A 23,125-nucleotide genomic window follows, 5' to 3' on the forward strand; every position below is an offset into this window, starting at 1 on the left:
GTCCCCCCATGCCCCCTGCGTCGTCGCTGTTCCGTCTGCCCGTGCCCGTGCTGCTGCTGACCTTGGCGATGGCCGGTTGTGGCCGGCAGGACGCGACCGACTTCCAGACGCCGGCCACGCCCCGCGCGCAGGCGGCCGCCGCCGCCGCGGATCCGGCGGCCGCGCCGCTGTTGGCGGCCTTGCAGAAGCAGCTCGACGGCCACCGCCGCATCATCGTGCTGCTGGCCGACGAGGCGCAGCAGTCGCCGGCCGATCGCGCCACCTCCAGCCGCATCGGCCAGCAGCTGTTCCACGACGGCCTGGCGCAGCGCGCCGCCATCGCCGCCCAGTTCGACACGCTGCTGCGCAGCCCGAGCCCGCAACGCTTCGCCTCCCTGGGCACGGTGCTGGACTACATCGAATCGGCGCCGGACCTGTTCGATGCCGACCGCCTGGCCTTCCGCGAAGTACTGCGCGACCTGCACGAGCGCGTGGGCAAGGATTCCTCGCTGCCTGCGGTGAAGCTGCACCAGCGGATCGGGGAAGACCTGGAGGCGCTGGATGAGATCGAGCGCACCTACAACCAGGAAATCACCCGCATCTTCAGCCGCTTCGACCGCACCCGGGCAATCGCGCTCAAGCGCGAGAAGTGGGACGACTACATCACCCACCTGCACGCGCAGTACCGCCGCGCCGACATCCTGCGCGACTACGGCGTGATCGAGCCGTACCCGATGTCGATGAAGGACAGCGACCGCGAGATCTTCGGCCGCGACCTGCCGCCCAAGACCGTGGTGCTCACCTTCGACGATGGCCCGCACAAGGCCTACACCGACGAAGTGGTGGCCATCCTGCAGCGCTACGACGTGCCCGGTGTGTTCTTCGAAGTGGGCCGCAACCTCGGTCAAGTGCAGGCCGATGGCAAGGTCACGCTGGGCCCGCTGGCCGGCATCAGCCGCAACCTGATGGAACAGGGCTACGCAGTGGGCAACCACAGCCTGACCCACGCGCAGCTGTCGCGCACCACCGGCGATGCGCTGCGCGAGCAGGTGCTGTCCACCGACACACTGCTCAAGGACGTGGATGACAAGCGCGCGCCGCTGTTCCGCTTCCCGTACGGCGCGCGCAACGCTGAAGGCCTGCAGCTGCTCAACGAGGCCGGGCTGAAGTCGATCATGTGGAACATCGACTCGATGGACTGGGCCGACCCGGTGCCCGAGTCGATCGTGCAGCGCGTGGTCGACCAGGTGCAGAAGGAACAGCGCGGCATCATCCTGTTCCACGACATCCATGACCGCGCGGTCAAGGCGCTGCCGCAGATCCTGGACCGGCTGATTGCCGATGGCTACCAGTTCGCCGGCTGGAATGGCCGCGACTTCAGCGTGGCCCGCCCGCGCAAGGGCGCCAGCAGCACGGCCACCGTCACCACCGGCTACCAGAAGTCCTGGGCGATCGTGATCGGCATCGATGACTACGCCAAGTGGCCGAAGCTGGAGTACGCCAGCCACGATGCACAGGCCATCGCCGACACCCTGACCGGGCAGTTCGGCTTCCCGTCGTCGCAGGTGATCGTGCTGAAGAACCAGCAGGCCACCCGCAACAATATCCTGGCCGCCTTCCATGATCGCCTGGCCGATGACCGCACCGGGCGCGATGACCGGGTGTTCGTGTTCTTCGCCGGCCATGGCGCCACCCGCCGCCTGGCCTCGGGCCGTGACCTGGGCTACATCATCCCGGTGGATTCCAACCCGGATGAGTTCGCCACCGATGCCATCGCGATGACCGACATCCAGAACATCGCCGAGAGCATGCAGGCCAAGCACGTGATGTTCGTGATGGACGCCTGCTACAGCGGCCTCGGCCTGACCCGCGGCGGGCCCTCGTCGTCGGCGTTCCTGCGCGAGAACGCACGCCGCAGCGCGCGCCAGATGCTCACCGCCGGTGGCGCCGACCAGCAGGTGGCCGATGCCGGCCCGAACGGCCATTCGGTGTTCACCTGGGTGTTGCTGCAGGCCCTGGCCGGCAAGGGCGACCTCAACGGCGACGGACTGATCACCGGCACCGAGCTGGCCGCGTACGTGGCCCCGGCCGTGTCGGCGGTGTCGCAGCAGACGCCCGCCTTTGGCAGCCTGCCGGGGTCGCAGGGCGGCGAGTTCGTGTTCCAGGTGCCCGACAGCCAGGAATACCTCACCGCCGATACCCGCCAGTTGTCGGCCGACGCCATCGCGTTGAACAACAAGGTCGACGCGGCGCAGGACGCCAAGGGCAAGGACGAAGCGCCGGTGACCGTGGCCGACCTGCAGGGCGGCAAGAGCACGCTGGTGGTGCCGGCGGCTGCGCCGACGTCCGACCGCCAGCGCGCGCAGCAGGCCAACGACCGCGGCCTGCAGTTGTACCGCGAGAAGCGCTACGACGAGGCAGTGGCCCAGTTCACCGAAGCGCTGAAGCTGCGTCCGGACTTCGCCCAGGCCGCCAACAACCTGGGCTTCGTGTACTACCGGCAGCAGCGTTATGCCGAAGCGGCACGCTGGCTGGAGAACACCTTGAAGATCGATCCCTCGCGGGCGGTGGCCCACTTCAACCTGGGCGACGCCTACTTCCATGCCGGCGACAAGGCCAAGGCCAAGCAGGCCTACAGCACCTACCTGGCCCTGCAACCGCAGGGCAGCGCCGCGGCCCAGGCCCGCGCCCAGCTGGAGAAGCTCTGAGCGATGACCACCCCGTCCAACATCGACACCGTCGTTGCCATCGCCACCGCGCCCGGTGCCGGCGGCGTCGGCATGCTGCGCCTGAGCGGCCCGCGTGCGCGCGGCATCGCCGATGCCATCGGCGTGCGCACGATGCAGCCGCGACAGGCGCATTACGCCCGTTTCCGCGATGCGCAGGGCGAGGTGATCGACGATGGCATCGCGCTGTGGTTCCCGGCCCCCCACAGCTTCACCGGCGAAGACGTGGTGGAACTGCAGGGCCATGGCAGCCCGGTGGTGTTGCAGCAGCTGGTCGCGCGCTGCATCGCGCTGGGCGCGCGGCAGGCCCGGCCGGGTGAATTCAGCGAGCGCGCCTTCCTCAACGGCAAGCTCGACCTGGCCCAGGCCGAAGCCATCGCCGACCTGATCGCGGCCAGCGATACCCGCGCAGCGCGCGCTGCGCGGCGGTCGCTGGACGGGGTGTTCTCGCGCCGCGTGGACGAGGTGGCAGAACAGCTTGTTCTGCTCCGCATCCATGTTGAAGCGGCGATCGACTTCGCCGACGAGCCGCTGGACACGCTGGGCGGCGAACAGGTGCGGGCCGGATTGGGCCAGGCGCTGCGCGCGCTGGGGCAGCTGCGCGACGATGCCGAGCGCGGCCGCAAGCTGCGCGATGGCCTGCATGCGGTGCTGGTGGGCCCGCCGAACGCCGGCAAGAGCTCGCTGCTCAACGCATTGGCCGGCAGCGAGCGCGCCATCGTCACCGACATCGCCGGCACCACCCGCGACACCCTGCGTGAAACCATCCGCATCGATGGCCTCGAACTGACCCTGGTCGACACCGCCGGCCTGCGCGACGGCGGCGACGCGATCGAGCGCGAAGGCATGCGCCGCGCACACGTGGAGATGCAGCGCACCGACCTGGCCATCATCGTGCTCGACGCCCGCGACCCGCAGGCCGGGCATGCCGCGGTGGCCGACGCCCTGGCCGGCGTGCCGCAGCAGCTGTGGATCCACAACAAGAGCGACCTGCTGGAGCACCTTCCCGGCGACAGCGAGGCGAACGTCGTCCACGTCTCCGCCGCCACCGGCCAGGGCCTGGACCGCCTGCACGCCCGCCTGCGCGAACTGGCCAGCGGCAGCGCCGGCGACAGCGTGGACGGCGAGTTCTCCGCCCGCGCCCGCCATGTGGAGGCCATCGTGCTGGCCATCGGCCACGCCGAGCGCGCCGAAGCCGAGCTGGTCCACGAACACCTGGAGCTGGCCGCCGAGGAACTGCGCCTGGCGCATGAGGCACTGGGCGAGATCACCGGGCGGATGAGCGCCGATGATCTGCTGGGGCGGATCTTCTCCAGCTTCTGCATCGGGAAGTAGGGGCTATGATCGTCAGCGCCGAAAGTGCGTCATCAGACACACCTTGCCGGCGTTAGACCGACCAGACTCCCCGGAGTACGCCCCAGTCGCGTGACAGCCCCTTTGAGGATCCGGTGATGGGCACGACAACATTGATCCGCAACAGTACTGTCGAGTTCCTGATCTTCACCAGCCAGACGGGCGATCAGAGCATCGAGGCCCGTTACGAGGACGATTCGATCTGGCTGTCGCAGAAGCGGATGGCCGCGTTGTTCGGCGTGGACGTTCGGACGGTCAATGAACATCTGAAGAATATCTTTGACAGCGAAGAGCTGACCCCAGCGGCAACCCTCCGGAAATTCCGGATAGTTCAGCAGGAAGGCAGCCGCACGGTGTCCCGAGGCGTGGACCACTACAACCTCGATGCCATCAGCCCGCGATTGTTCGAAAGTGATTTCGACAAGGTGATAAAGGCGGTGGAAGCGGTTGGTAGCGCATCAGGGCAGCCCGGCGAGGATTCCTGAAGCCGGTTCTGCCACGTCCATCGGCCCTTCCGCGTGCCGTTTCTTCCCCCTGTCACACCGCACCACCACAATGCGCCGGTCCATCCACGCCCGGCCGCGTTGGCGCGGGCCGCATCAAACAGGGGTTTGCAGTGTCGAAGTTGTCGTGGGGTTGTGCCTTGCTGTTGTCGCTGACCGTGGCACCATCGGTGGCCATGAGCGCTGAATCTTCCCCTCCCGCGCCGCGCAAGGCGGCGGTGTACGGCCATCGCGGCGCCAGTGCGCTGCTGCCCGAGCACACCCTGGCCGCCTATGCCCAGGCCATCGCCGACGGCGCCGACTACATCGAACCGGACCTGGTGATGACCAAGGACGGCGTGCTGGTGTCCCGCCACGAGAACGAGATCGGCGGCACCACCGACGTCGCCGCGCACCCGGAGTTCGCCAGCCGCAAGACGGTCAAGAGCATCGACGGCGAACGCGTGGAGGGTTGGTTCACCGAAGACTTCACCCTGGCCGAGCTGAAGACGCTGTACGCCCGCGAGCGCCTGCCGCAGCTGCGCAGCACCGCCTTCGACGGCCAGTTCCGCATCGCCACCCTGGACGAGATCATCGCCTTCCTGGTCCAGCAGGCCGGCCGCGCCAACCGCGGCATCGGGCTGGTGCCGGAGATCAAGCACGGCACCTACTTCAAGGGCATCGGCCTGCCGATGGAAGACAAGGTGCTGGCCACGCTGCAGGGCAACGCCTATACCCGCGTGGCACCGGTGACGATCCAGTCGTTCGAGGTGGGCAACCTGCGTTACCTGCGCAGCAAGCTGGCACCCGATTCCAACATCCGCCTGCTGCAGTTGATCGGCGACCCGAAGCAGCAGCCCGGCGACGTGCTGGCCGCCAAGGGCAGCCAGCGCTATGCCGACATCATCACCCCGGCCGGGCTGGAGCAGGTGGCCGCCTATGCCGACGGCATCGGCCCGAGCCTGCGTCTGATCATTCCGCTGGACGCCGCCGGCACGCTCGGCACGCCTACGTCGCTGGTGCGCGATGCACACGCGGCAGGGCTGATGGTGGTTCCGTACACGTTCCGCCCGGAGAACCCGTTCCAGGCCGCCGAGTTCCGCAAGGGCGAACCGAACGCGCGCAACGCCGATGGCTCCGTGGCTGAGATGCGCGCCTATCTGGCCACCGGTATCGATGCCTTCTTCACCGATGATCCGGCGCTGGGCCGGCGCGCGGTGGATGGCGATGGCACGGCGGTGGCAAACCCGTAGGTACCGACCGGGCCATGCCCCAGCCGTGCTTGCCGGCCGCGCGCTGCGCGCGTTACCGTGCCCGGCAGACAAGGAGGTCGCATGCTGATCGGGCATCGCTACGAACACACGCCGGACGGCGATCTACGCATTCGCTCACACAACCATGTGCTCGGTGGCATGGTGCTGATGTTCCTGGCCATCGGCTTCGGCATCCCCGCGGCGGCGCTGATGGCGGGAATGAAGGCCGGCTCACTGGTGAATACGCTGCTGGCAGGGTTGGCGATGCTGTTGCCGCCCGCGATGAGCCTGCTGGCGCTTTGGTCGTTAGCGCCGCGGGAGATCCTCACCCTGTCCCGGCGCAACGACGTGGTTGAACGCCGCCGGCGGATGCTGCTGGGCCTGCGTGAGCAGGTCGAGCAGTTCGCACTTGGCCGACCCACCGCGTTGGAGTTGCGCGTCCGCAAGGATGCCCGGCCAGCCATCGGTACGCTCTGGATGATCCTGCCCGACGGACGCGAACACTGCCTCAGCCCCGGCAACTTCGCGCTTCTGCCGGGCCGACCGTCGACAGAGCGGTGGCTTGGCGAAGTTGCCGGCTACCTGCAGGTGGCAGTCACCCGCGTTGAACGGGATGCTGCCGGTGCAGACGCCCGCCCGGTGGCCCCACTACCGGCCTGGCGACGGCGCGCAGAGGCATTCAACGCGGTGCATGCCCCGCCACCCCGCGTGGTGCGGAAAGCGTCCACCCCCAATGCGCCGAATGCGTCCGACCCCAACGACAGGATCGGCCTCCTTGCCCGTGCGGTGGTCGCGCTGTTTGGGCTGTTCCTGGCGGTACTGGAGCTGTCCCAGGCACTGGCCGTGGGAACGGCGCTGTTCACCGGACGCCTGCGTGTCAGCGGATTCCGCACCGGATCGCACAGCTACCTGTGGGACGAGCGCCCCATGGCGTTCTCGGTCCACACGCTGTTCGGCGTGGTGGAAGTGCTGGTGGTGGGCTACATCGCCTGGCAATGCCTGCGCATCAGTGCCACCGGCGTGATCAAGCCCCCGAAGTGAGCCGCCGTTATTCGCGCGGCGCACCCGGATCGCGCGGACGGAACGGGAGGACCACAAAGTCCTGTCCTTCGCGCGGCTGCCACAGCACCGGCACGCGGTGCGGGGAGGGCGGTTCAAGGTCGTTGTCACGCTGCAGCTGCAGGTCGTCCTCGTCGTCTTCCTCTTCCCAGCTGTAACGCTTGCGCGGGGCCATCGGGTCGGACAGGCGGAACAGCAGCGCGCTGATGATGCCGGCGAACGCACCGCCCATATGCGACTGCCAGGACACCCCCGGCTCGTGCGGCAGGATGGTGATGAGCATGCTGCCGTAGAACAGGAAGGCGATCAGGCCGGCGGCAATGGCCGGTCGGTCGCGGCGCAGCAGCCCGAGCACGAAGATCAGGAACATCAGGCCGTGGGTGATGCCGCTGGCACCGAGATGGCGGCTGCCCAGGTCGCCCAGCAGCCAGGCGCCCAGCCCGGAGCCGACCCACAGCAGGGGCAGCGCGCGCAGGGTGGCTTTGGGATAGACGCTGCCGGCGAGCGTCCCGAGGATCAGCAAGGCGAAGGCATTGGCCCCCAGGTGCTGTACCGAACCGTGCAGCAGCGGCGCACCGAGGATGCCAAGCAGGCCGGCCTTGTCCAGCGGGGCCACCGCCCACGGGCGCCAGTCGAAATGACCCTGCGCGGTATAGATGGCCACCAGCACCAGCACGAAGGCCAGGCTCAGGTTGAACGCCCGCAGCACGCGACCGCGGTCGTTGCGGGGAGAGGTCGGCGGTTCGCCGGCGGGCAGGGGCAGGTTGGCGTTCATACCCTTAGGGATTGCGTCGCCCGGGCTGAACACAAGGGCAACGCGACGGGAGAGAGTAGTGCCACCGGCGGGACAATCCCGCCGGTGGCACGTCGGTTACGCGTCGCCGGTCTTCGGCGGGTTCTTCAGGCTCAGCACCACGGTGGCGGCGATGATCACGGCCACCACGCCCAGCGAGATCGGGGTGGGGATCTTGAAGATGTCGATCAGCATCATCTTGATGCCGATGAAGGCCAGCACCAGGGCCAGGCCATACGGCAGCAGGTGGAAGCGATCGGCCATGCCGGCCAGCAGGAAGAACATCGCGCGCAGGCCCAGCACCGCGAACACGTTGGAGGTGAGCACGATGAACGGGTCGGTGGTGATGGCGAAGATGGCCGGGATGGAGTCCACCGCGAAGATCACGTCGGTGACCGCAATCAGGATCAGCACCACGAACAGCGGGGTGTACCAGCGCTTGCCATCGCGCATGACGCTCATGGCGTTGCCGGCGTAGTCGGGCAGCAGGCGCAGGTGCTTGCGCATCCAGCGCAGGGCAGGGTTGGTCTCAAGATCCGGCTCGCTACCGGCCGAGAACCACATCTTCCAGCCGGTGAACAGCAGGAACGCACCGAACACGTAGAGCAGCCAGTGGAACTTGGTGAGCAGCACGCTGCCGGCGAAGATCATGATCGTACGCAGCACGATCGCGCCCAGAATGCCGATGATGAGCACCTTCTGGCGCTGTTCCTCGGGCACCGCGAAGTAGCCCATGATCATCAGGAACACGAAGATGTTGTCCACGGCCAGGGCTTTCTCGACCAGATAACCGGTCAGGAACTCCAAGCCGACCTTGTTGGCCACCACCTGGCCGGCGGTCTCGTTCAGGTAGTACCAAAGGCCGCCGTTGAAGGCCAGGGCCAGGGCGACCCAGCCGATCGACCACCACAGGGCCTCCTTGAAGGTGACCTTGTGCGGCCCGCCATGTCGCATCAATACGAGGTCGACCAGCAGCGCGATGATCACCACCGCGCCGAAGCCGCCCCACAACCACACATTACCGATCGTCTGCATTGGGTTTATCCGTTGGAAAAATGATTGCCTCAAGCCGGACGGCGAGGATCTGCAACGGAGGATCGGGGGGATCCGGGGAACAGAGCTTCGCCATACGGCGAAGGTCTCGCTCGCAGTCCCGATGGGTGGGACTGCCGTTGCACCGGAGCCTGCGGGCTCGAATTGACGGCGACAACGTCTGGGAGCTACTCCCCTTCTGGGGCCGATTCTGCGGGGTGGCCGGGCCGGCGTCAAATCCTTTCCATGCCCCGGTGCTGCTGAACCAAACGCCCCAACCGGTAGTGACGGCCGCTGGCCGTCAATCACGTAGCGGCCGGGGTTACCGCGCTGACGACCTGCGGCCGTCACTCCCAGAGCGCCGGCGGTGTCGCTCCCAACGCCGAGGGCTGCAGGCTTCCCGTTTACAATACGCCCATGAATACCCCTGCCCCCGTTGTCCGCCTCAAGAACGCCTGGCGCTCCAGCCACCCGTGGATCTTCCAGAAACTGGTCGAAAAGCCGGCCGTCCGTCCCAAACCCGGTGCCATCGTCGACGTTATCGGCGTGGACGGGGAGTGGATCGGCCGGGGCTTCTACAACGGCCATTCGCGCATCGCCGTGCGCATCCTGGAAACCGACCAGGCCGTTCCGGTCGACGCGGGCTGGTTCTCGCGCAAGATCGCCCAGGCCGTCTCGCTGCGCCGCGACGTGCTGAAGCTGGACGCGGTGTCCGACGCCTGGCGCGTGGTGCACAGCGAAGGCGACGGTCTGTCCGGCCTGGTGGTGGACCGCTACAACGACCTGGTGGTGGTGGAGTTCTTCGCCGCCGGCATGTTCCGCCACCGCGAGTGGATCTACGAAGCGCTGCGTGAGCAGTTCCCGGGCTGCCGTTTCCACAGCTTCGCCGACGAACACGTGCAGAAGCAGGAAAGCTTCGACTTCCATGGCAACACCACCACCGAAGCCTCGGTGATCACCGAGTACGGCGTGAAGTTCCGCGCCGACCCGGCCGGAGCGCACAAGACCGGCTTCTTCGCCGACCAGCGCGAGAACCGCCAGTGGCTCAGCGAGCAGGTGGACGGCAAGAGCGTGCTCGACCTGTGCTGCAACACCGGCGGCTTTGCGGTGTACGCCGCTGCGCGCGGTGCGTCGGAAGTGGTCGGCATCGACATCGATGAAGACGTGATCGCCATTGCCAAGGCCAACTCGCGCCTCAACAACGTGCGCCCGAAGTTCATCCAGTCCGACGTGTTCCCGTGGCTGCGCGATGCGGCCAACCGCGGTGAGCAGTTCGACGTGGTGATCCTGGACCCGGCCAAGATGACCCGCGACCGCGACCAGGTCATCACCGCGCTGAAGAAGTACCTGGACATGAACAAGCTGGCGCTGGGCGTGGTCAAGCCCGGTGGTCTGTTCGCCACGTTCTCGTGCACCGGCCTGGTGGCCGAGGACCAGTTCCTGGACATGCTGCGCCGTGCGGCGTTCTATTCCGGCCGCACCATCCAGATCCTGAAGGTGGCCGGCGCCGGTCCGGACCATCCGTTCATGGCGCACGTGCAGGAATCGCGCTATCTCAAGGCGGTGTTCTGCCGCGTGCTGGACTGATTCGCAGGATCCCGGCTACGTTCGGCAACGGGTAGTGCCGGCCGCTGGCCGGCTCCCCGAGACAATCGCAGACCAGGAGGAGCCGGCCAGCGGCCGGCACTACCGTTTGTTGTCCTCACAGCGCTATGGTCTGACGCTTCCCATCCAAGGTGAGGCGTCATGACGTTGCGCAGTCTGTCATTGCTGGTGTCGCTGGCGTTGTGCACGCCGCTGGCCGCCCATGCCATCGAGTTCACCCCGCAGGAACTGGCCCGGGCCTCGGCCCTGCAGAAGACGCTGCTCACGTTGGACAGCCACCTGGATACACCGGCCAACTTCCACCGCGCCGGCTTCGACATCCAGCAGCGGCACGACCACAACGCGCTGTCGCAGGTGGATTACCCGCGCATGGTGGAAGGGGCGCTGGATGGCGGCTTCTGGGCGATCTACACCGACCAGGGCGACCGTAGCGAAGCCGCGCACGTGCACGATCGCGACGCGGGGCTGCTGCGGCTGATGGACATCCGCGCGATGCTCGCCGCGCATCCGGACACCTTCCAGCTGGCGCTCACCGCCGCCGATGCGGCGCGGATCAAGGCCGCCGGCAAGCGCGTGGTCTACATCAGCATGGAGAACGCCAGCCCGCTGGTGGACGATCCCTCACTGCTGAGCTTCTACCACCTGGCGGGCCTGCGCCTGCTGAGCACGGTGCATTTCGCCAACAACGAGTTCGCCGATTCGGCCACCGACAAGAAGGGCGCCGAATGGAAGGGCCTCAGCCCGGCCGGCAAGGCGCTGGTGGACGAAGCGGTGCGGCTGGGCATCGTGATCGACCAGTCACATGCCTCCGACGCGGTGTTCGACGACCTGCTCGAGCGCATGCCGGTGCCGTTCGTGCTGTCGCACAGTTCGGCCAAGGCGATCTACAACCATCCGCGCAACCTCGACGATGCACGCCTGAAGCAGCTGGCCAAGGCCGGCGGGGTGATCCAGGTCAACGCCTATGGTGGCTACCTGATCGACACCGGCAAGACCGAGCAGCGCGCGCAGGCCGAGGACGCGTTGATGAAGCAGCTCGGCGGCGACTACGACGGGATGACGATCGCCCAGGGCGTGGCACTGAAGCAGGGGCTGGACGCGCTCGATCAGCGCTACCCGCTGCGCAAGGCCACGCTGGATGACTTCTTCGCCCACTTCGAGCACATCCTCAAGGTGGTCGGCCCCGAGCATGCCGGGATCGGTCTGGACTGGGACGGTGGTGGCGGCCTGGCGGACCTGCCCGATGTGAGCCAGTTGCCGAAGATCACCGCGTGGCTGCTGCGCAAGGGCTACAGCGAGAAGCAGATCGCCGGCATCTGGGGCGGCAACCTGCTGCGGGTGATGGCCCAGGCGCAGGCGCATGCGGACAAGGTGGCGACGCCGAAGAAGTGACGAGGCGCGAGGGCGCCGCGCAGTCATGGCCAACAGCAGCCGGGCAGAGCCCGGCTCTACGGGAGCGTGGCCGGCAGCACGTAGAGCCGGGCTCTGCCCGGCTTCCCACCGCCGCCGTGTTTCCACGGCGGGATGGCCGGCAGCACGTAGAGCCGGGCTTTGCCCGGCTTCCCACCGCCGCCGTGTTTCCACAACGGGGTGGCCGGCAGCGCGTAGAGCCGGGCTCTGCCCGGCCTCCCACCGCCGCCGTGTGCCACACCCGGTAGGTGCCGATCGTTGGTCGGCACGCCCTCGAATCAGGCCTTGTTGATCACCGCGTTACGCCGCCCATAGGCGAAGTAGGCGATCAGGCCGACCACGTTCCACGCCAGGAAATACAGCTGGGTCTTGCTGGGCAGGCTGAAGAACAGGTACACGCAGCCGATCACCGCCAGCGGGCCGACGATGAAGGCCAGCGGGGTGCGGAACTTGCGCACGCGGCCCGGTTCGCGCACGCGCAGCACCACCAGGCACAGGCCCACCGCGGTGAACGCGGCCAGCGTGCCGGCATTGGCCAGGGCGGCGATTTCATCCAGGCGGGCCACGCCGGCCAGCGCGGCGACCAGCACCGCGGTGAACAACGTGGTGGCGATGGGCGTGCCGGTGCGCGCGCTGACCTTGGACAGCCCTCGCGGCAGCAGGCCATCGCGCGACATGACGAAGAAGATGCGGCTCTGCCCGTACAGGAAGGCCAGCAGCACGGTCGGCAGGGCGATCACCGCCGCCGCACCAATCCACTTGGCCGCGCCCGGGCTGCCAAGCTCGCGCAGGATCAGCGCCAGCGGCTCGGCGCTCTGGCCGAAGATGGTGTAGCTCATCGCGCCCACCGCGGCCAGCGCCACCAGCACGTAGATGATGGTGCAGCCCACCATCGACCCGATGATGCCGATGGCCAGGTCACGGTCGGGCTTCTTGGTTTCCTCGGCCGCGGTGGAGATCGCATCGAAGCCGTAGAAGGCGAAGAAGATGATCGCCGCCGCCGCCATCACGCCCTGCTCGACACCGCCGACACCCACCGACTTGGCGAAGCCGAACGGCATGAACGGGTCCATGTGCGCGGTATCGAAATGCGGCAGCGCGATGGCCACGAACAGGGTCAGCGCGATGATCTTGACCACCACCAGGATGGCGTTGAGCGTGGCGCTTTCCTTGGTGCCGGCCATCAGCATGCCGGCCACCACGAAGGTGATCAGCACCGCGGGCAGGTTGATGAAGCCGCCGGCCACGTGCGGGCCGGCGGTGAGCGCCAGCGGCAGGTCGATGCCCCAGCCATGCAGGAAGCCCACCGCATAGCCGGACCACCCGACCGCCACCGTACTCACCACCAGGGAGTACTCCAGGATCAGGCTCCAGCCCACCACCCAGGCGATCATCTCGCCCAGCGCGGCGTAGCTGTAGGTGTAAGCGCTGCCGGCGGCCGGCATCATCGTGGCCAGTTCGGCGTAGGACAGCGCCGCGCAGGCGCAGACCGCACCGGCAATGGCAAAGGAGATCAGCACGGCCGGGCCGGCCAGGTTGGCGCCCACGCCGATCAGGGTGTAGATGCCGGTGCCGACGATGGCGCCGATGCCCAGTGCGATCAGGTGCGGCCAGCTCAGGGTCGGGACCAGTCGCCTGCCGGCTTCATGGACGGTGACTTGGTCTAGGGACTTGCGCCGGAGCAACGATGACATGGGACCTCGCGGTAAATGACGGCTACTGACTAGTCTGCGAGTTTTACCCAATGCGGTGCAGCATTACTACTGCCGGGCGTCACAGGAGGGCGTAAGTAAATCCTGAGTGCCGGTGAGTGACGAAAACAGCACAAATGCACCGGCGTCAGTCCCAGCGGCAGCCGGTGTCGGTCAACGCGCCGATGTCCTCGCTGAAGGTCGTCTGCCGTCCGGTGCGGGCGTTGGTGTAGTCGAACCCGTAGATGCGCGCGCCCTGGGTGGAGATCGCGTAGTGGCCGATCACCTTGCCGTCCAGGTGCTCCTCCCACACCGAATCGAACTGCCACGGGCGGCCCTCGGCCATCTCGGTGCTGTCCTGGCTCAGCAGGGTCAGGCGCAGCCAGGCGGTCTTGCCGGCATACCGCACGAAGCTGGTGCGTTGTCCCTCGGCCGGCAGTTTCCAGGACAGGTGGATCTGCCCCTGGCTGCCGCCGGTCAGGCAGCGGATCTCATCGGCGTGGGCCGCAGCCGGCGCGAACAGCACCAGCAGGGGAAGCAGGGCAGACCAGCGCATCGGCGTTCCTTGGTGTCGGGTGCAGGGGACAGGCGGCGGCCCCGCAGGCGGGGCCGCCATTGGATCAGGCCGGCGGCTGCAGCGGAATGCTGCCGCGGCGCGTGTCCACCACCGGTGCGGCGTGATGGGCCTGGAGCTGTTCAACCACGGTCTCGAAGTCGTGCTGCTGGCCGAAGGCATGTTCGTCCAGGGTCAGGGGCAGCATCTGCAGGAAGCGGAACTGGCCGCTGACCAGGCTCTGGATGTCGCCCAGGTGCTCGGCCGCAACGAACACCAACGCCTGCAGCTGGCTGTCGGCGTTGTCGATCGGGGCGCCGATGCGCATGCGGTCCCACAGGTCCAGCGGCGCATGGGTGCCCATGCGGCCGGCGGCCAGCAGCAGCTGGTAGGCGCAGAACCGCTGCACCAGGGCCAGTGCCCACGGCGCGCGTTCGGTGGTCTGCAGCAGGAATTCCATGCCCAGGCCGGACACGCTGTCCGGGTCGGCCTCGGTCTCATCCCAGGGGTTGGACAGCCCGGAGCTCACATAGGCCCAACCGGGCCGGTCCGGCGTGGGCGGGCACTCGAACACGCCGATGGTGAGCCAGCGCGGGTCCACGCTGTCCTGGCCGAACACGGTGGAAAATACCGCCGCGTCGAGCGGGTACAGGCCGGGGCCCAGGGCGCCCAGCAGGCGGGGATACAGGGATTCTTCGCGCTCTGCCCAGGCACGGGCCAGCAGGTCATCGGGGTGGGACATCCGTTTACTCACAGGCGATGGCCCCCCATTGTGGCCCATCGCCTGTTCGTACCGACCAACGGTCGGTACCTACCGGGTGTGTGACCGCCCTTTCGTCGTGACGCCCGTTCACCGGTCCAGCGTCGCCATCGCCGCATCGGCGTAGCGTTGCCCCGCCGCGGCATCGGCCGGGAAGATCGCGTCGATGCGGGCCAGCTCGTCCGGGCTCAGCTGCACCTGCAGCGCGCCCAGGTTCTCTTCCAGGAAGGCGAGCCGCTTGGTGCCGGGGATCGGCACCAGGTCGTCGCCCTGTGCCAGCACCCAGGCCAGTGCCAGTTGCCCTGGCGTGATGCCTTTGGCCTGGGCCATCGCGGTGACCGCATCGACCAGGGCCAGGTTGCGGGCGAAGTTGTCGCCCTGGAAGCGCGGCGACTGGCGGCGGTAGTCATCGGCGTCGAAGTCGTCCGGGCGGCGGATGGCGCCGGTCAGGAAGCCGCGGCCCAGCGGCGAGTAGGGCACGAAGCCGATGCCCAGTTCGCGCACGGTGTCGAGCACGCCGTTGGACTGCGGGTCGCGCGACCACAGCGAGAACTCGGTCTGCACGGCGGTGATCGGGTGCACCGCGTGCGCGCGCCGGATGGTGGCCGCCGACGCTTCGGACAGGCCCAGGAAACGGACCTTGCCCTGTTCGACCAGACGCGCCATCGCGCCCACCGTGTCTTCGATCGGCACGCGGGTATCCACGCGGTGCTGGTAGTACAGGTCGATGTGGTCCACGCCGAGCCGCTGCAGGCTGGCGTCGCAGGCGGCGATCACGTACTCCGGGCGGCCGTCCACGCTGCGTGCGGCGCTGTCGCTGGGCTCCTGCTTGATCCCGAACTTGGTGGCCAGGAACACCTGGTCGCGGCGATCGGCGATGGCCTTGCCGACCAGCACTTCATTGGTATGCGGGCCGTACATGTCGGCGGTATCGAGCAGGGTGACGCCCAGCGCCAGCGCGCGATGGATGACGGCGGTGGCCTCGGCATCGCTGCCGCGACCGCCGTAGAAGGCGCTCATGCCCATGCAGCCCAGGCCGAGCGCGGAAACGGTGGGGCCGTGGTGGCCAAGGGTACGGGTCTGCATGGAAGGCTCCGGAAGCGGGGAAGGGGCGGCGCGGTCGAGCGCCGGTGCCCACAGGATCCTCCGCTGCACCATGTGGATAAACTGGTGTTCGCCACATCGACCTTGAAGGCAGGCTTCACAATGTCCTCCCAGCCCCCACTGTCTGCCGTGGTTGCCTTCGCCCGGGTGGCCGAGCGCGCCAGCTTTACCCGCGCCGCCGATGACCTGGGCGTCTCGCCATCGGCGCTGTCGCAGACCGTGCGCGCGCTGGAGGCCAGCCTGGGCGTGCGCCTGCTGCACCGGACCACGCGCCGGGTGGGCCTGACCGAACACGGCGCGCGCTTCCTGGCGCGCGTGAGCGAAGGCCTGGCCCAGATCGAGGCCGCGTTCGTGGACCTGGACAGCGTGCGTGCGGTACCGGCCGGCAAACTGCGCATCAACGTGCCGCGCGTGGCCGCCGAGCTGCTGGTGCTGCCCCATCTGCCCAGCTTCCTGGCGCGCTATCCCCAGGTGGAGGTGGAGCTGTTCGTGGAGCCGGGGCTGGCCGATCTGGTCGCCGGTGGCTTCGACGCCGGCATCCGGCTGGGCGAATCGCTGGCGCGCGACATGATCGCCGTGCCGATCGGCCCACTGGAGCGGCAGGTGGTGGTGGCCACGCCGGCCTACTTCGCGCGCCACGGCGAACCGCAGACGCCGGCCGCGCTGGTCGACCACGCCTGCATCGTGCACCGGCTCAGCACCGGCCGGCTGATGCCCTGGGAGTTCAGTCGCGACGGCCGCGATTTCGACGTGGCGGTGAGCGGGCCGCTGGTGTTCAACGACACCGCCCTGATCCACGCGGCGGTGCGTGCCGGATTGGGCATGGGCCAGGCCTTCGAGGCCGTGGTGGCCGCCGACGTGGCCGCCGGGCGCCTGCGCTGCGTGCTGCAGGACTGGCAGCAGCCGTTCGCGGGATTCCACCTGTACTACCCGGCGCGCGAGCAGATGGCGCCGAAGCTGCGGGTGTTCATCGACCACCTGCGGGAGGCGTTGGACGCGCGCTGAAGCGGCGCGCGTCAGCCGGCGAGAAGGTCGGGTTGATCGTCCACCAGCGTGCGCAGCCACAGCGCATCGCCCGGCAGCCCGTGGGGAAACACCACCCGGTCGTCGCAGGGGAAGCGCTTGCAGCGCAACACGCCGTGCGCGTCGAATACCCGCCAGCCCTGCGCGGCCTCTTCGGCCTCGCGGATGCGCCGACGCAACGCCAGGTCCAGGCTGGCCTGGCAGTCAAACCGGCACGCGCGCAGGTCGATGCGATCCAGCGGCTGCAGGCCGGTGAGGATGCGGCTGACCGCCGGGTGGGCCAGGTCGACACGGCCGGTGGCCATGCCGAGCAGGCGCTCGCGGTGACCGGCAAGGTGGTGGACGAAATACACGGGCGGCATCGGTTCCTCGCGTGGGGCGCGCGGTCGCGGTGGACGGCGATCGTTGGGCGATGGGGCCGATTGGACACCGCACGGGCGTCGCGGGGAATCTCAAGTTGTTTATCGAAAGCACGCGTTCCGATGACGTTGGCTATTCGCCGCGCGGCACCGGAGCCGTCGGATCGGCGCATCGGCCCGCAGGGCGGGGCGTCAGCCGCTGACGCCGAGCCGCACGCCAAAACCGATCAGGAAAACACCCGCTACGCGCTTCAGTAGAAGTCCTACACGAGGATGCTGAAGAATCCTACGTCGCAACAGGTTGCCCACCCCGATCAGCACCGAGCAATATGCCAGCCCCATGACGAAGATGATCACCGCCATGGTCGCGAACGTGACCACGCCCTGGTGGCGGGCCGGGTCGATGAACAACGGCAGGAAGGCCATGTAGAAGATGATCGCCTTCGGGTTGAGCAGGTTGATCAGCACCGCCTGGCGGAAGTAGTGGCCGGGCTGCAGGCGGATGCCGCCTTCTTCGCCCCCGCCGCGCGGCCGGCGCAGCAGGCTGATGCCGACCCACACCAGATACGCCGCGCCCAGGTACTGCACCGCGTGGAACACCAGCGGGTTGGCCTTGAGCAGCGCGGCCACGCCCGCCACCGCCAGCCACATCAGGATCTGGTCGCCCAGCAGCAGCCCGAACAGCGCCGTGTAGCCGCCGCGTACGCCGCCGCGGCCGGTGGCGGTAAGCAGGGTGAACGTGCCCGGGCCGGGCAGGGCCAGGAACACCAGCACGGCGGCAACGAAGGTCCACAGGTCCTGGATGCCCATCCACGGCATGGCGGCGACTCGACTACGGGGGAGCACCATTGTCCGGCACCACCCCCCATCCCGATAGCGTCAGCCGGCCGTGCGCGGCAGATCCTTCAGCAGCGGTTGCAGGCGCTGTTCGAACATCGCGTGCAGCTGGCGGATGGCCGGGGAGAACTGCTTGCGGTGCGGGCACACCAGGTTCAGCGGCAGGCTGTCGCCGGCGCCGCCCAGCAGCACCTGCAGGCGCCCGGCACGCACGTCGGCGCACAGATCCAACCACGACTTGAACACGATGCCTTCGCCGGCCACGGCCCAGCGCCGCACCACGTCGGCATCGTCGCAGACCATGTTGCCGCGCACCGGCACCACCACCCGGCGCCCGTCCACCTCGAAGTTCCAGCGGTCGTAAGCGCGCCCGGCCAGCTGGTACAGCAGGCAGTGGTGGTCCTTGAGCGCCTCCAGGCTGTCGGGCGTGCCATGCTGGGCCAGGTAGTCCGGCGCCGCTGCCAGCACGCGGCGGTTGCCCGGCAGCAGCGGCAGCGCCACGTAGCTGGCGTTGTCGAACCGGCCCAGGCGGAAGGCGATGTCGACCGGATCGCGGAACACGTCGGCCACCTGGTCGGACAGGTGCAGGCGCAGCTGCAGCTTCGGGTGCGCGCGGCGGAACTCGCTCAGCCACGGCAGCAGCACGTGGCGGCCCAGGTCCGACGGCGCGGCCACCTGCAGCACCCCGCGCAGTTCGGCATCCTCGCCACGCACCCGCGCCTGGCCCTCGCTCAGGGCGGCCAGCACTTCCTGTGCGTAGGGCAGGTACAGCGCGCCTTCGGCGGTCAGGCGCAGGCTGCGGGTGGAGCGCACGAACAGGCGCAGGTCCAGCTCGCGCTCCAGCCGGGCCACCGCCGCGGCCACCTGCCCGGGCAGCAGGTCGGCTTCGCGTGCGGCGTTGGAAAAGCTGCCCAGCGCGGCGGTACGCACGAACAGGCCGAGATCGTCGACGCGGACCATTTTCATTCCCACAGTGAAAGTGCTGCCCGATTCTGCGCCTTTCCGGCGCGCGGCGTGAAGCGCAGGCTGTGCGTCTTCCCGAACGGATCTGCCCCGATGAAAGCTGTTGCCTATACCGAACATGGCCTGCCGATCAGCGACCCGCGCGCGCTGCAGGACGTCACCCTGCCGATCCCGCAGCCGGGCCCGCGCGACCTGCGCGTGGCGGTCCGTGCGATCTCGGTCAACCCGGTGGACACCAAGGTGCGCAACGGCGTGGCCGTGACCGAGCCGCGGGTGCTGGGCTGGGATGCGGTGGGTATCGTCGATGCCGTGGGCGATGAGGTCACCCTGTTCCAGCCGGGTGACGCGGTCTTCTATGCCGGCGCCATCGGTCGCCCGGGCAGCAATGCCGAGTACCAGCTGGTGGACGAACGCATCGTCGGCCACAAGCCCGCCAGCCTGGATGACGCCGCTGCGGCCGCCCTGCCGCTCACCGCGATCACCGCCTGGGAACTGCTGTTCGACCGTCTGCGCATCGCCGAGGGCGGTGGCGAGGGCCAGACCCTGCTGGTGGTGGGCGCGGCCGGCGGCGTGGGCTCGATCCTGGTCCAGCTGGCCCGCCAGCTGACCCGGCTGACGGTGATCGGCACCGCCTCGCGCCCGGACACCCAGGACTGGGTGTATGGCCTGGGCGCGCACCATGTGATCGACCATTCGCAGCCGCTCACCGACGGCCTGCAGCGGCTGGGCATCGCCGAGGTCAGCCACGTGGCCAGCCTGACCCACACCGACCAGCACTACGACCAGATCGTGGCCGCGCTCGCCCCGCAGGGCCAGCTGGCGCTGATCGACGACCCCGGCCAGCTCGACGTGATGGCGCTCAAGCGCAAGAGCCTGTCGCTGCACTGGGAGTCGATGTTCACCCGTTCCAGTTTCAACACGCCGGACCTGCAGCGCCAGCACGACCTGCTGGAACGGGTCGCCGCGCTGGTCGACGCCGGCGTGCTGCGCACCACCCTGGGCGAGCACTACGGCCGCATCAACGCCGCCAACCTGCGCCAGGCCCACGCCCTGATCGAGAGCCACCGCGCGCGCGGCAAGCTGGTCCTCGAAGGCTTCTGAACCCCTTACTGAATCCCCCCAACTGAACCCGCAATGGACTTTGTTCCCATGACCCTCGCTCCGGTGGCCCTGCGCCGCCACACCACCAAGGCCTACGACCCCACCCGCACGCTGCCGCCCGCGGTGCTGGAGGACCTGCTGGAGGTGCTGCACAACGCCCCCTCGTCGGTGAATTCGCAGCCGTGGCACTTCCTGGTGGCCGGCACTCCCGAGGCACGGGCGCGCATCGCCCGCGCCACGCAGCCCCACCAGCCCTACAACACCGCCAAGATCACCGACGCCTCGCACGTGATCGTGTTTGCCACCCGCACCGGTATCGATGACGCGTACCTGGCCCAGGTGATCGACCAGGAAACCGCCGACGGCCGCTATCCCAGCCCCGAGGCGCGCGAAGGCCAGCGCGGCGCGCTGCACCACTACGTGGACCTGCACCGCCACACCCTGGGCGACGTGCAGCACTGGATGCAGAAGCAGACCTACCTGGCCGTGGGCACCCTGCTGCTCGCGGCGGGCGTGCACGGCATCGACGCCACCCCCATGGAAGGCTTCGACGCCGAGGTGCTGGACGCCGAACTGGGCCTGCGTGCGCGCGGCTTCACCAGCGTGGTGCTGGTGGCGCTGGGCTACGGCAGCGCGGCCAACTTCAATGCCGGCCTGCCCAAGTCGCGGCTGCCCCGCGAGCAGGTGTTCACCCAGCTCTGAACGGCGTCAGGGCACGCCGTTGTCCACGTGCAGGGCAAAGCCCGCACGTGGACCCAGCCGTGCGAACCACGCCTGCACCGCCGGAAATAGCGGCTTTTCGCCCGGGGTCATGCGCCAGCGCTGGGTCGACAGTCCCAGCACGATGTCGGCCAGGCTGAAGTGGTTGCCGACCACATGCGCGCCGGTCTGCGCCAGCTGCCGGTCCAGCACGCCCATCAGGCGATTCCAGTGCGCCAGGCTGGTTGCCGCTGCTGCGGCATCGGTGTATTCGGGATGCCGGCGTACACCCGACATGAAGGCATAGCGCCATGCGGTATTGAGATCGGTGGCCTGCCAGTCCATCCATTGCTCCACCTGCGCCCGACCCTGCGGCGCCTGCGGCAGGAGGTCATGCCGGTTCTCGCGTGCCGCCAGGTAGCGGCAGATGCTGTTGGACTCCCACAGCACGAAGTCGCCATCCCGCAGCACCGGGACCTGCGCGTTGGGATTGAACCGGCGCACGCAGGCATCCAGGTCCGCGTCGGCCGCCCCGGCGTCGGCGCCGATGTGCCGGTAATCGAGCTCCAGCTCGGCGCATAGCCACAGCACCTTGCGTACGTTGATCGAGGTCGACTTCCCATACAACTCCAGCATGTACCCGCCCGACGCAGCCAATGAGACCGGCTCAGCCTACACTTGCGTGCATGCAAACCGAATTCCTGATCCTTGGCGGCCTTGTCTGCGTCGTCCTCGTCCTGCAGCTGCTGGTCCTGCTGCGGCGTTCCCAGCACGGCGGGCTTGAACAGGCCCTGCGCGACGAAGCGCGGGTGGGCCGCGGCGAACTGCGTGAGCAACTCGAAGGGCTGGGCCGGCAGCAGGACGCACGGCTGGAATCCTTCGCGCGCGCGCTGACCGACCTGTCCACCCGCACCGACCAGCGCCTGGATCTGCTGCGCGATGCGCTGGGCGAAGATGCGCGCAAGGCGCGCGAAGAGAGCGCGCTGGCCCAGCAGCGCACCGGCGAACTGCTGGCCCAGCGCCTGCACGACATGCGCGCGCAGCTGGACGTGTTCGGCCAGCAGCAACAGGCCCGCATCGAGGCCTTCGGCCAGCAGCTGGTGGAACTGACCACGCGCACCGACAGCCACATGGTCGCGCTGCGCCAGGCCCTGGGCGAGGACGCCCGCAAGGGTCGCGAGGAAACCGCGCAGTCGCAGCAGCGCCTGGCCGAATCGCTGGGCCTGCGCCTGCAGGAGATGACCCAGCGCAACGAGGCCCGCATCGGCGAGATGCGCGCCACGCTGGAGCAGCAGCTCAAGAGCCTGCAGACCGACAACGCCGAAAAGCTCGACCAGATGCGCGTCACCGTGGACGAGAAGCTGCAGACCACGCTGGAAGCGCGCCTGGGCGCCTCGTTCCAGCTGGTCTCCGACCGCCTGGAGCAGGTCCAGCGCGGGCTCGGCGAAATGCAGCAGCTGGCCACCGGCGTGGGCGACCTCAAGCGCGTGCTGACCAACGTCAAGAACCGCGGCAGCTGGGGCGAAGTGCAGCTGGACAACATCCTGGAGCAGACCCTGACCCAGGAGCAGTACGCACGCGGGGTGAAGGTGCGCCCGGACAGTGGGGAAATGGTCGACATCGCCGTGCGTCTGCCGGGCCGTGGCCACGAGGACACGCCGGTGTGGCTGCCGATCGATTCCAAGTTCCCGCGCGAGGATTACGAGCGCCTGCTCGATGCGCAGGAACAGGGCGACGCTGACGGCGTGCGCGTGCAGGGTGCGCAGCTGGAGCGCGCCATCCGCATCCAGGCCAAGTCGATCTGCGACAAGTACATCGTGCCGCCGCACACCACCGATTTCGCAGTGATGTTCCTGCCCACCGAGGGCCTGTACGCCGAAGTGATCCGCCGCCCCGGCCTGGTCGACCTGCTGCAGCGCGAACATCGCGTGGTGGTGGCCGGGCCGACCACCGTCACCGCGTTGCTCAACAGCCTGCAGATGGGCTTCCGCACGCTGGCCATCGAGCAGCGTTCCAGCGAGGTGTGGAGTCTGCTGGGCGCGGTCAAGAGCGAGTTCGGCAAGTTCGCCGGCATCCTGGAAAAGGCCGAGAAGCAGATCAGCACGGTCGGCCGCAGCCTGGGCGAGGCCAGCCGCAAGACCCGCACCATCGAGCGCCGCCTGCGCGGCGTGGAGTCGCTCACCGCCGAGCAAAGCCAGGACCTGCTGGAAGACACCACCGGCGAAGACGACGACAGCGGCATGGACGAGAGCAGCGGCGCGCAGGACTGACACCTGGCGTACATGCACTGCATGCACGTGATCGCGCATGCTGTGCACCTGTCGATCGTTCAAGGAATATCCG

20 protein-coding genes and 1 pseudogene are annotated in these 23,125 nt (G+C 68.4%); 11 read left to right on the forward strand and 10 right to left on the reverse strand.

Going from position 1 to position 23,125, the window contains the following annotated elements; translation table 11 throughout:
• Positions 1 to 8: 8 nt before the first annotated feature.
• The 5 genes from DX03_RS20020 to DX03_RS20040 all read left to right on the forward strand — a co-directional run bounded on the left by DX03_RS20020 (position 9) and on the right by DX03_RS20040 (position 6,834).
• Positions 9 to 2,687 carry a polysaccharide deacetylase family protein gene (locus tag DX03_RS20020; protein WP_038691546.1) on the forward strand — a complete coding sequence of 893 codons (2,679 nt, stop codon included), beginning with the start codon at positions 9 to 11 and terminating at the stop codon, positions 2,685 to 2,687.
• 3 nt (positions 2,688 to 2,690) lie between these two features.
• Positions 2,691 to 4,040, forward strand: a complete 1,350-nt coding sequence (mnmE, locus tag DX03_RS20025) for a tRNA uridine-5-carboxymethylaminomethyl(34) synthesis GTPase MnmE (RefSeq protein ID WP_038691548.1) — start codon at positions 2,691 to 2,693, stop codon at positions 4,038 to 4,040.
• A 116-nt stretch (positions 4,041 to 4,156) separates the two neighbouring features.
• On the forward strand, positions 4,157 to 4,543 hold the full coding sequence (locus tag DX03_RS20030; protein ID WP_244880152.1) for a virulence RhuM family protein: 387 nt from the start codon (positions 4,157 to 4,159) through the stop codon (positions 4,541 to 4,543).
• A gap of 194 nt (positions 4,544 to 4,737) precedes the next feature.
• Positions 4,738 to 5,793: a glycerophosphodiester phosphodiesterase gene (locus DX03_RS20035; RefSeq protein ID WP_051599025.1), complete on the forward strand. Its 1,056-nt coding sequence runs from the start codon at positions 4,738 to 4,740 to the stop codon at positions 5,791 to 5,793.
• Between the two features lie 81 nt (positions 5,794 to 5,874).
• A complete protein-coding gene (locus DX03_RS20040) occupies positions 5,875 to 6,834 on the forward strand; it encodes a hypothetical protein (protein WP_038691551.1) in 960 nt (319 codons plus the stop codon).
• A gap of 7 nt (positions 6,835 to 6,841) precedes the next feature.
• Here the strand turns inward: DX03_RS20040 and DX03_RS20045 are convergent, their stop codons facing one another.
• A complete protein-coding gene (locus DX03_RS20045) occupies positions 6,842 to 7,627 on the reverse strand; it encodes a rhomboid family intramembrane serine protease (RefSeq protein ID WP_038691553.1) in 786 nt (261 codons plus the stop codon).
• A 96-nt stretch (positions 7,628 to 7,723) separates the two neighbouring features.
• Positions 7,724 to 8,680 (reverse strand): TerC family protein, encoded by a 957-nt coding sequence (locus DX03_RS20050; protein WP_038691555.1) that lies wholly within the window; start codon positions 8,678 to 8,680, stop codon positions 7,724 to 7,726.
• A 414-nt stretch (positions 8,681 to 9,094) separates the two neighbouring features.
• Between DX03_RS20050 and DX03_RS20055 the strand changes: the two genes are divergently transcribed.
• The gene (locus DX03_RS20055) at positions 9,095 to 10,264 is read left to right on the forward strand and encodes a class I SAM-dependent rRNA methyltransferase (protein ID WP_038691557.1); all 1,170 of its coding nucleotides are present in this window, start codon (positions 9,095 to 9,097) and stop codon (positions 10,262 to 10,264) included.
• Positions 10,265 to 10,423: 159 nt separating this feature from the next.
• The gene (locus tag DX03_RS20060; protein WP_038691559.1) at positions 10,424 to 11,674 is read left to right on the forward strand and encodes a dipeptidase; all 1,251 of its coding nucleotides are present in this window, start codon (positions 10,424 to 10,426) and stop codon (positions 11,672 to 11,674) included.
• A 296-nt stretch (positions 11,675 to 11,970) separates the two neighbouring features.
• On the opposite strand, the gene DX03_RS20065 is transcribed toward DX03_RS20060, so the two are convergent.
• The 4 genes from DX03_RS20065 to DX03_RS20080 all read right to left on the reverse strand — a co-directional run bounded on the left by DX03_RS20065 (position 11,971) and on the right by DX03_RS20080 (position 15,782).
• The gene (locus tag DX03_RS20065) at positions 11,971 to 13,386 is read right to left on the reverse strand and encodes an amino acid permease (RefSeq protein ID WP_038691561.1); all 1,416 of its coding nucleotides are present in this window, start codon (positions 13,384 to 13,386) and stop codon (positions 11,971 to 11,973) included.
• A 145-nt stretch (positions 13,387 to 13,531) separates the two neighbouring features.
• Positions 13,532 to 13,939, reverse strand: a complete 408-nt coding sequence (locus DX03_RS20070; protein WP_038691563.1) for a hypothetical protein — start codon at positions 13,937 to 13,939, stop codon at positions 13,532 to 13,534.
• A 64-nt stretch (positions 13,940 to 14,003) separates the two neighbouring features.
• Positions 14,004 to 14,678, reverse strand: a complete 675-nt coding sequence (locus DX03_RS20075; protein WP_038691565.1) for a suppressor of fused domain protein — start codon at positions 14,676 to 14,678, stop codon at positions 14,004 to 14,006.
• A 108-nt stretch (positions 14,679 to 14,786) separates the two neighbouring features.
• Positions 14,787 to 15,782 carry an aldo/keto reductase gene (locus tag DX03_RS20080; protein ID WP_038691568.1) on the reverse strand — a complete coding sequence of 332 codons (996 nt, stop codon included), beginning with the start codon at positions 15,780 to 15,782 and terminating at the stop codon, positions 14,787 to 14,789.
• Between the two features lie 120 nt (positions 15,783 to 15,902).
• Here DX03_RS20080 and DX03_RS20085 point away from each other — a divergent pair, with 120 nt between their 5' ends.
• Positions 15,903 to 16,805, forward strand: coding sequence for a LysR family transcriptional regulator (locus DX03_RS20085; RefSeq protein WP_038691570.1), 903 nt, complete (start codon positions 15,903 to 15,905; stop codon positions 16,803 to 16,805).
• 11 nt (positions 16,806 to 16,816) lie between these two features.
• On the opposite strand, the gene DX03_RS20090 is transcribed toward DX03_RS20085, so the two are convergent.
• The 3 genes and pseudogenes from DX03_RS20090 to DX03_RS20100 all read right to left on the reverse strand — a co-directional run bounded on the left by DX03_RS20090 (position 16,817) and on the right by DX03_RS20100 (position 18,985).
• On the reverse strand, positions 16,817 to 17,185 hold the full coding sequence (locus tag DX03_RS20090) for a hypothetical protein (RefSeq protein WP_244880153.1): 369 nt from the start codon (positions 17,183 to 17,185) through the stop codon (positions 16,817 to 16,819).
• Between the two features lie 189 nt (positions 17,186 to 17,374).
• Entirely contained in the window at positions 17,375 to 18,001 is a 627-nt protein-coding gene (gene leuE, locus DX03_RS20095; protein WP_038691574.1) for a leucine efflux protein LeuE, read from the reverse strand.
• A gap of 13 nt (positions 18,002 to 18,014) precedes the next feature.
• Positions 18,015 to 18,985 (reverse strand): annotated as a pseudogene (locus DX03_RS20100) (LysR family transcriptional regulator).
• 90 nt (positions 18,986 to 19,075) lie between these two features.
• Here DX03_RS20100 and DX03_RS20105 point away from each other — a divergent pair.
• Positions 19,076 to 20,083, forward strand: coding sequence for a zinc-binding alcohol dehydrogenase family protein (locus tag DX03_RS20105; RefSeq protein ID WP_038691577.1), 1,008 nt, complete (start codon positions 19,076 to 19,078; stop codon positions 20,081 to 20,083).
• A 48-nt stretch (positions 20,084 to 20,131) separates the two neighbouring features.
• The gene (gene nfsB / locus DX03_RS20110; RefSeq protein ID WP_038691579.1) at positions 20,132 to 20,785 is read left to right on the forward strand and encodes an oxygen-insensitive NAD(P)H nitroreductase; all 654 of its coding nucleotides are present in this window, start codon (positions 20,132 to 20,134) and stop codon (positions 20,783 to 20,785) included.
• Between the two features lie 6 nt (positions 20,786 to 20,791).
• Here nfsB and DX03_RS20115 read toward each other — a convergent pair whose 3' ends face one another.
• Positions 20,792 to 21,418, reverse strand: a complete 627-nt coding sequence (locus DX03_RS20115) for a glutathione S-transferase family protein (RefSeq protein ID WP_038691581.1) — start codon at positions 21,416 to 21,418, stop codon at positions 20,792 to 20,794.
• 50 nt (positions 21,419 to 21,468) lie between these two features.
• Between DX03_RS20115 and DX03_RS20120 the strand changes: the two genes are divergently transcribed.
• Positions 21,469 to 23,052 carry a DNA recombination protein RmuC gene (locus DX03_RS20120; RefSeq protein ID WP_038691582.1) on the forward strand — a complete coding sequence of 528 codons (1,584 nt, stop codon included), beginning with the start codon at positions 21,469 to 21,471 and terminating at the stop codon, positions 23,050 to 23,052.
• The last annotated feature ends 73 nt before the right edge of the window (positions 23,053 to 23,125 follow it).

Source organism: Stenotrophomonas rhizophila (assembly GCF_000661955.1).
In the GTDB taxonomy this organism is placed as follows: Bacteria; Pseudomonadota; Gammaproteobacteria; order Xanthomonadales; family Xanthomonadaceae; genus Stenotrophomonas; species Stenotrophomonas rhizophila.

Excerpts from the sequence above, each read along its gene's own strand:
- DX03_RS20020 (WP_038691546.1), top strand. The coding sequence starts at position 9 with ATGCCCCCTGCGTCGTCGCTGTTCCGTCTGCCCGTGCCCGTGCTGCTG.
- mnmE (WP_038691548.1), top strand. The coding sequence starts at position 2,691 with ATGACCACCCCGTCCAACATCGACACCGTCGTTGCCATCGCCACCGCG.
- DX03_RS20030 (WP_244880152.1), top strand. The coding sequence starts at position 4,157 with ATGGGCACGACAACATTGATCCGCAACAGTACTGTCGAGTTCCTGATC.
- DX03_RS20035 (WP_051599025.1), top strand. The coding sequence starts at position 4,738 with ATGAGCGCTGAATCTTCCCCTCCCGCGCCGCGCAAGGCGGCGGTGTAC.
- DX03_RS20040 (WP_038691551.1), top strand. The coding sequence starts at position 5,875 with ATGCTGATCGGGCATCGCTACGAACACACGCCGGACGGCGATCTACGC.
- DX03_RS20045 (WP_038691553.1), bottom strand. The coding sequence starts at position 7,627 with ATGAACGCCAACCTGCCCCTGCCCGCCGGCGAACCGCCGACCTCTCCC.
- DX03_RS20050 (WP_038691555.1), bottom strand. The coding sequence starts at position 8,680 with ATGCAGACGATCGGTAATGTGTGGTTGTGGGGCGGCTTCGGCGCGGTG.
- DX03_RS20055 (WP_038691557.1), top strand. The coding sequence starts at position 9,095 with ATGAATACCCCTGCCCCCGTTGTCCGCCTCAAGAACGCCTGGCGCTCC.
- DX03_RS20060 (WP_038691559.1), top strand. The coding sequence starts at position 10,424 with ATGACGTTGCGCAGTCTGTCATTGCTGGTGTCGCTGGCGTTGTGCACG.
- DX03_RS20065 (WP_038691561.1), bottom strand. The coding sequence starts at position 13,386 with ATGTCATCGTTGCTCCGGCGCAAGTCCCTAGACCAAGTCACCGTCCAT.
- DX03_RS20070 (WP_038691563.1), bottom strand. The coding sequence starts at position 13,939 with ATGCGCTGGTCTGCCCTGCTTCCCCTGCTGGTGCTGTTCGCGCCGGCT.
- DX03_RS20075 (WP_038691565.1), bottom strand. The coding sequence starts at position 14,678 with ATGTCCCACCCCGATGACCTGCTGGCCCGTGCCTGGGCAGAGCGCGAA.
- DX03_RS20080 (WP_038691568.1), bottom strand. The coding sequence starts at position 15,782 with ATGCAGACCCGTACCCTTGGCCACCACGGCCCCACCGTTTCCGCGCTC.
- DX03_RS20085 (WP_038691570.1), top strand. The coding sequence starts at position 15,903 with ATGTCCTCCCAGCCCCCACTGTCTGCCGTGGTTGCCTTCGCCCGGGTG.
- DX03_RS20090 (WP_244880153.1), bottom strand. The coding sequence starts at position 17,185 with ATGCCGCCCGTGTATTTCGTCCACCACCTTGCCGGTCACCGCGAGCGC.
- leuE (WP_038691574.1), bottom strand. The coding sequence starts at position 18,001 with ATGCCGTGGATGGGCATCCAGGACCTGTGGACCTTCGTTGCCGCCGTG.
- DX03_RS20105 (WP_038691577.1), top strand. The coding sequence starts at position 19,076 with ATGAAAGCTGTTGCCTATACCGAACATGGCCTGCCGATCAGCGACCCG.
- nfsB (WP_038691579.1), top strand. The coding sequence starts at position 20,132 with ATGACCCTCGCTCCGGTGGCCCTGCGCCGCCACACCACCAAGGCCTAC.
- DX03_RS20115 (WP_038691581.1), bottom strand. The coding sequence starts at position 21,418 with ATGCTGGAGTTGTATGGGAAGTCGACCTCGATCAACGTACGCAAGGTG.
- DX03_RS20120 (WP_038691582.1), top strand. The coding sequence starts at position 21,469 with ATGCAAACCGAATTCCTGATCCTTGGCGGCCTTGTCTGCGTCGTCCTC.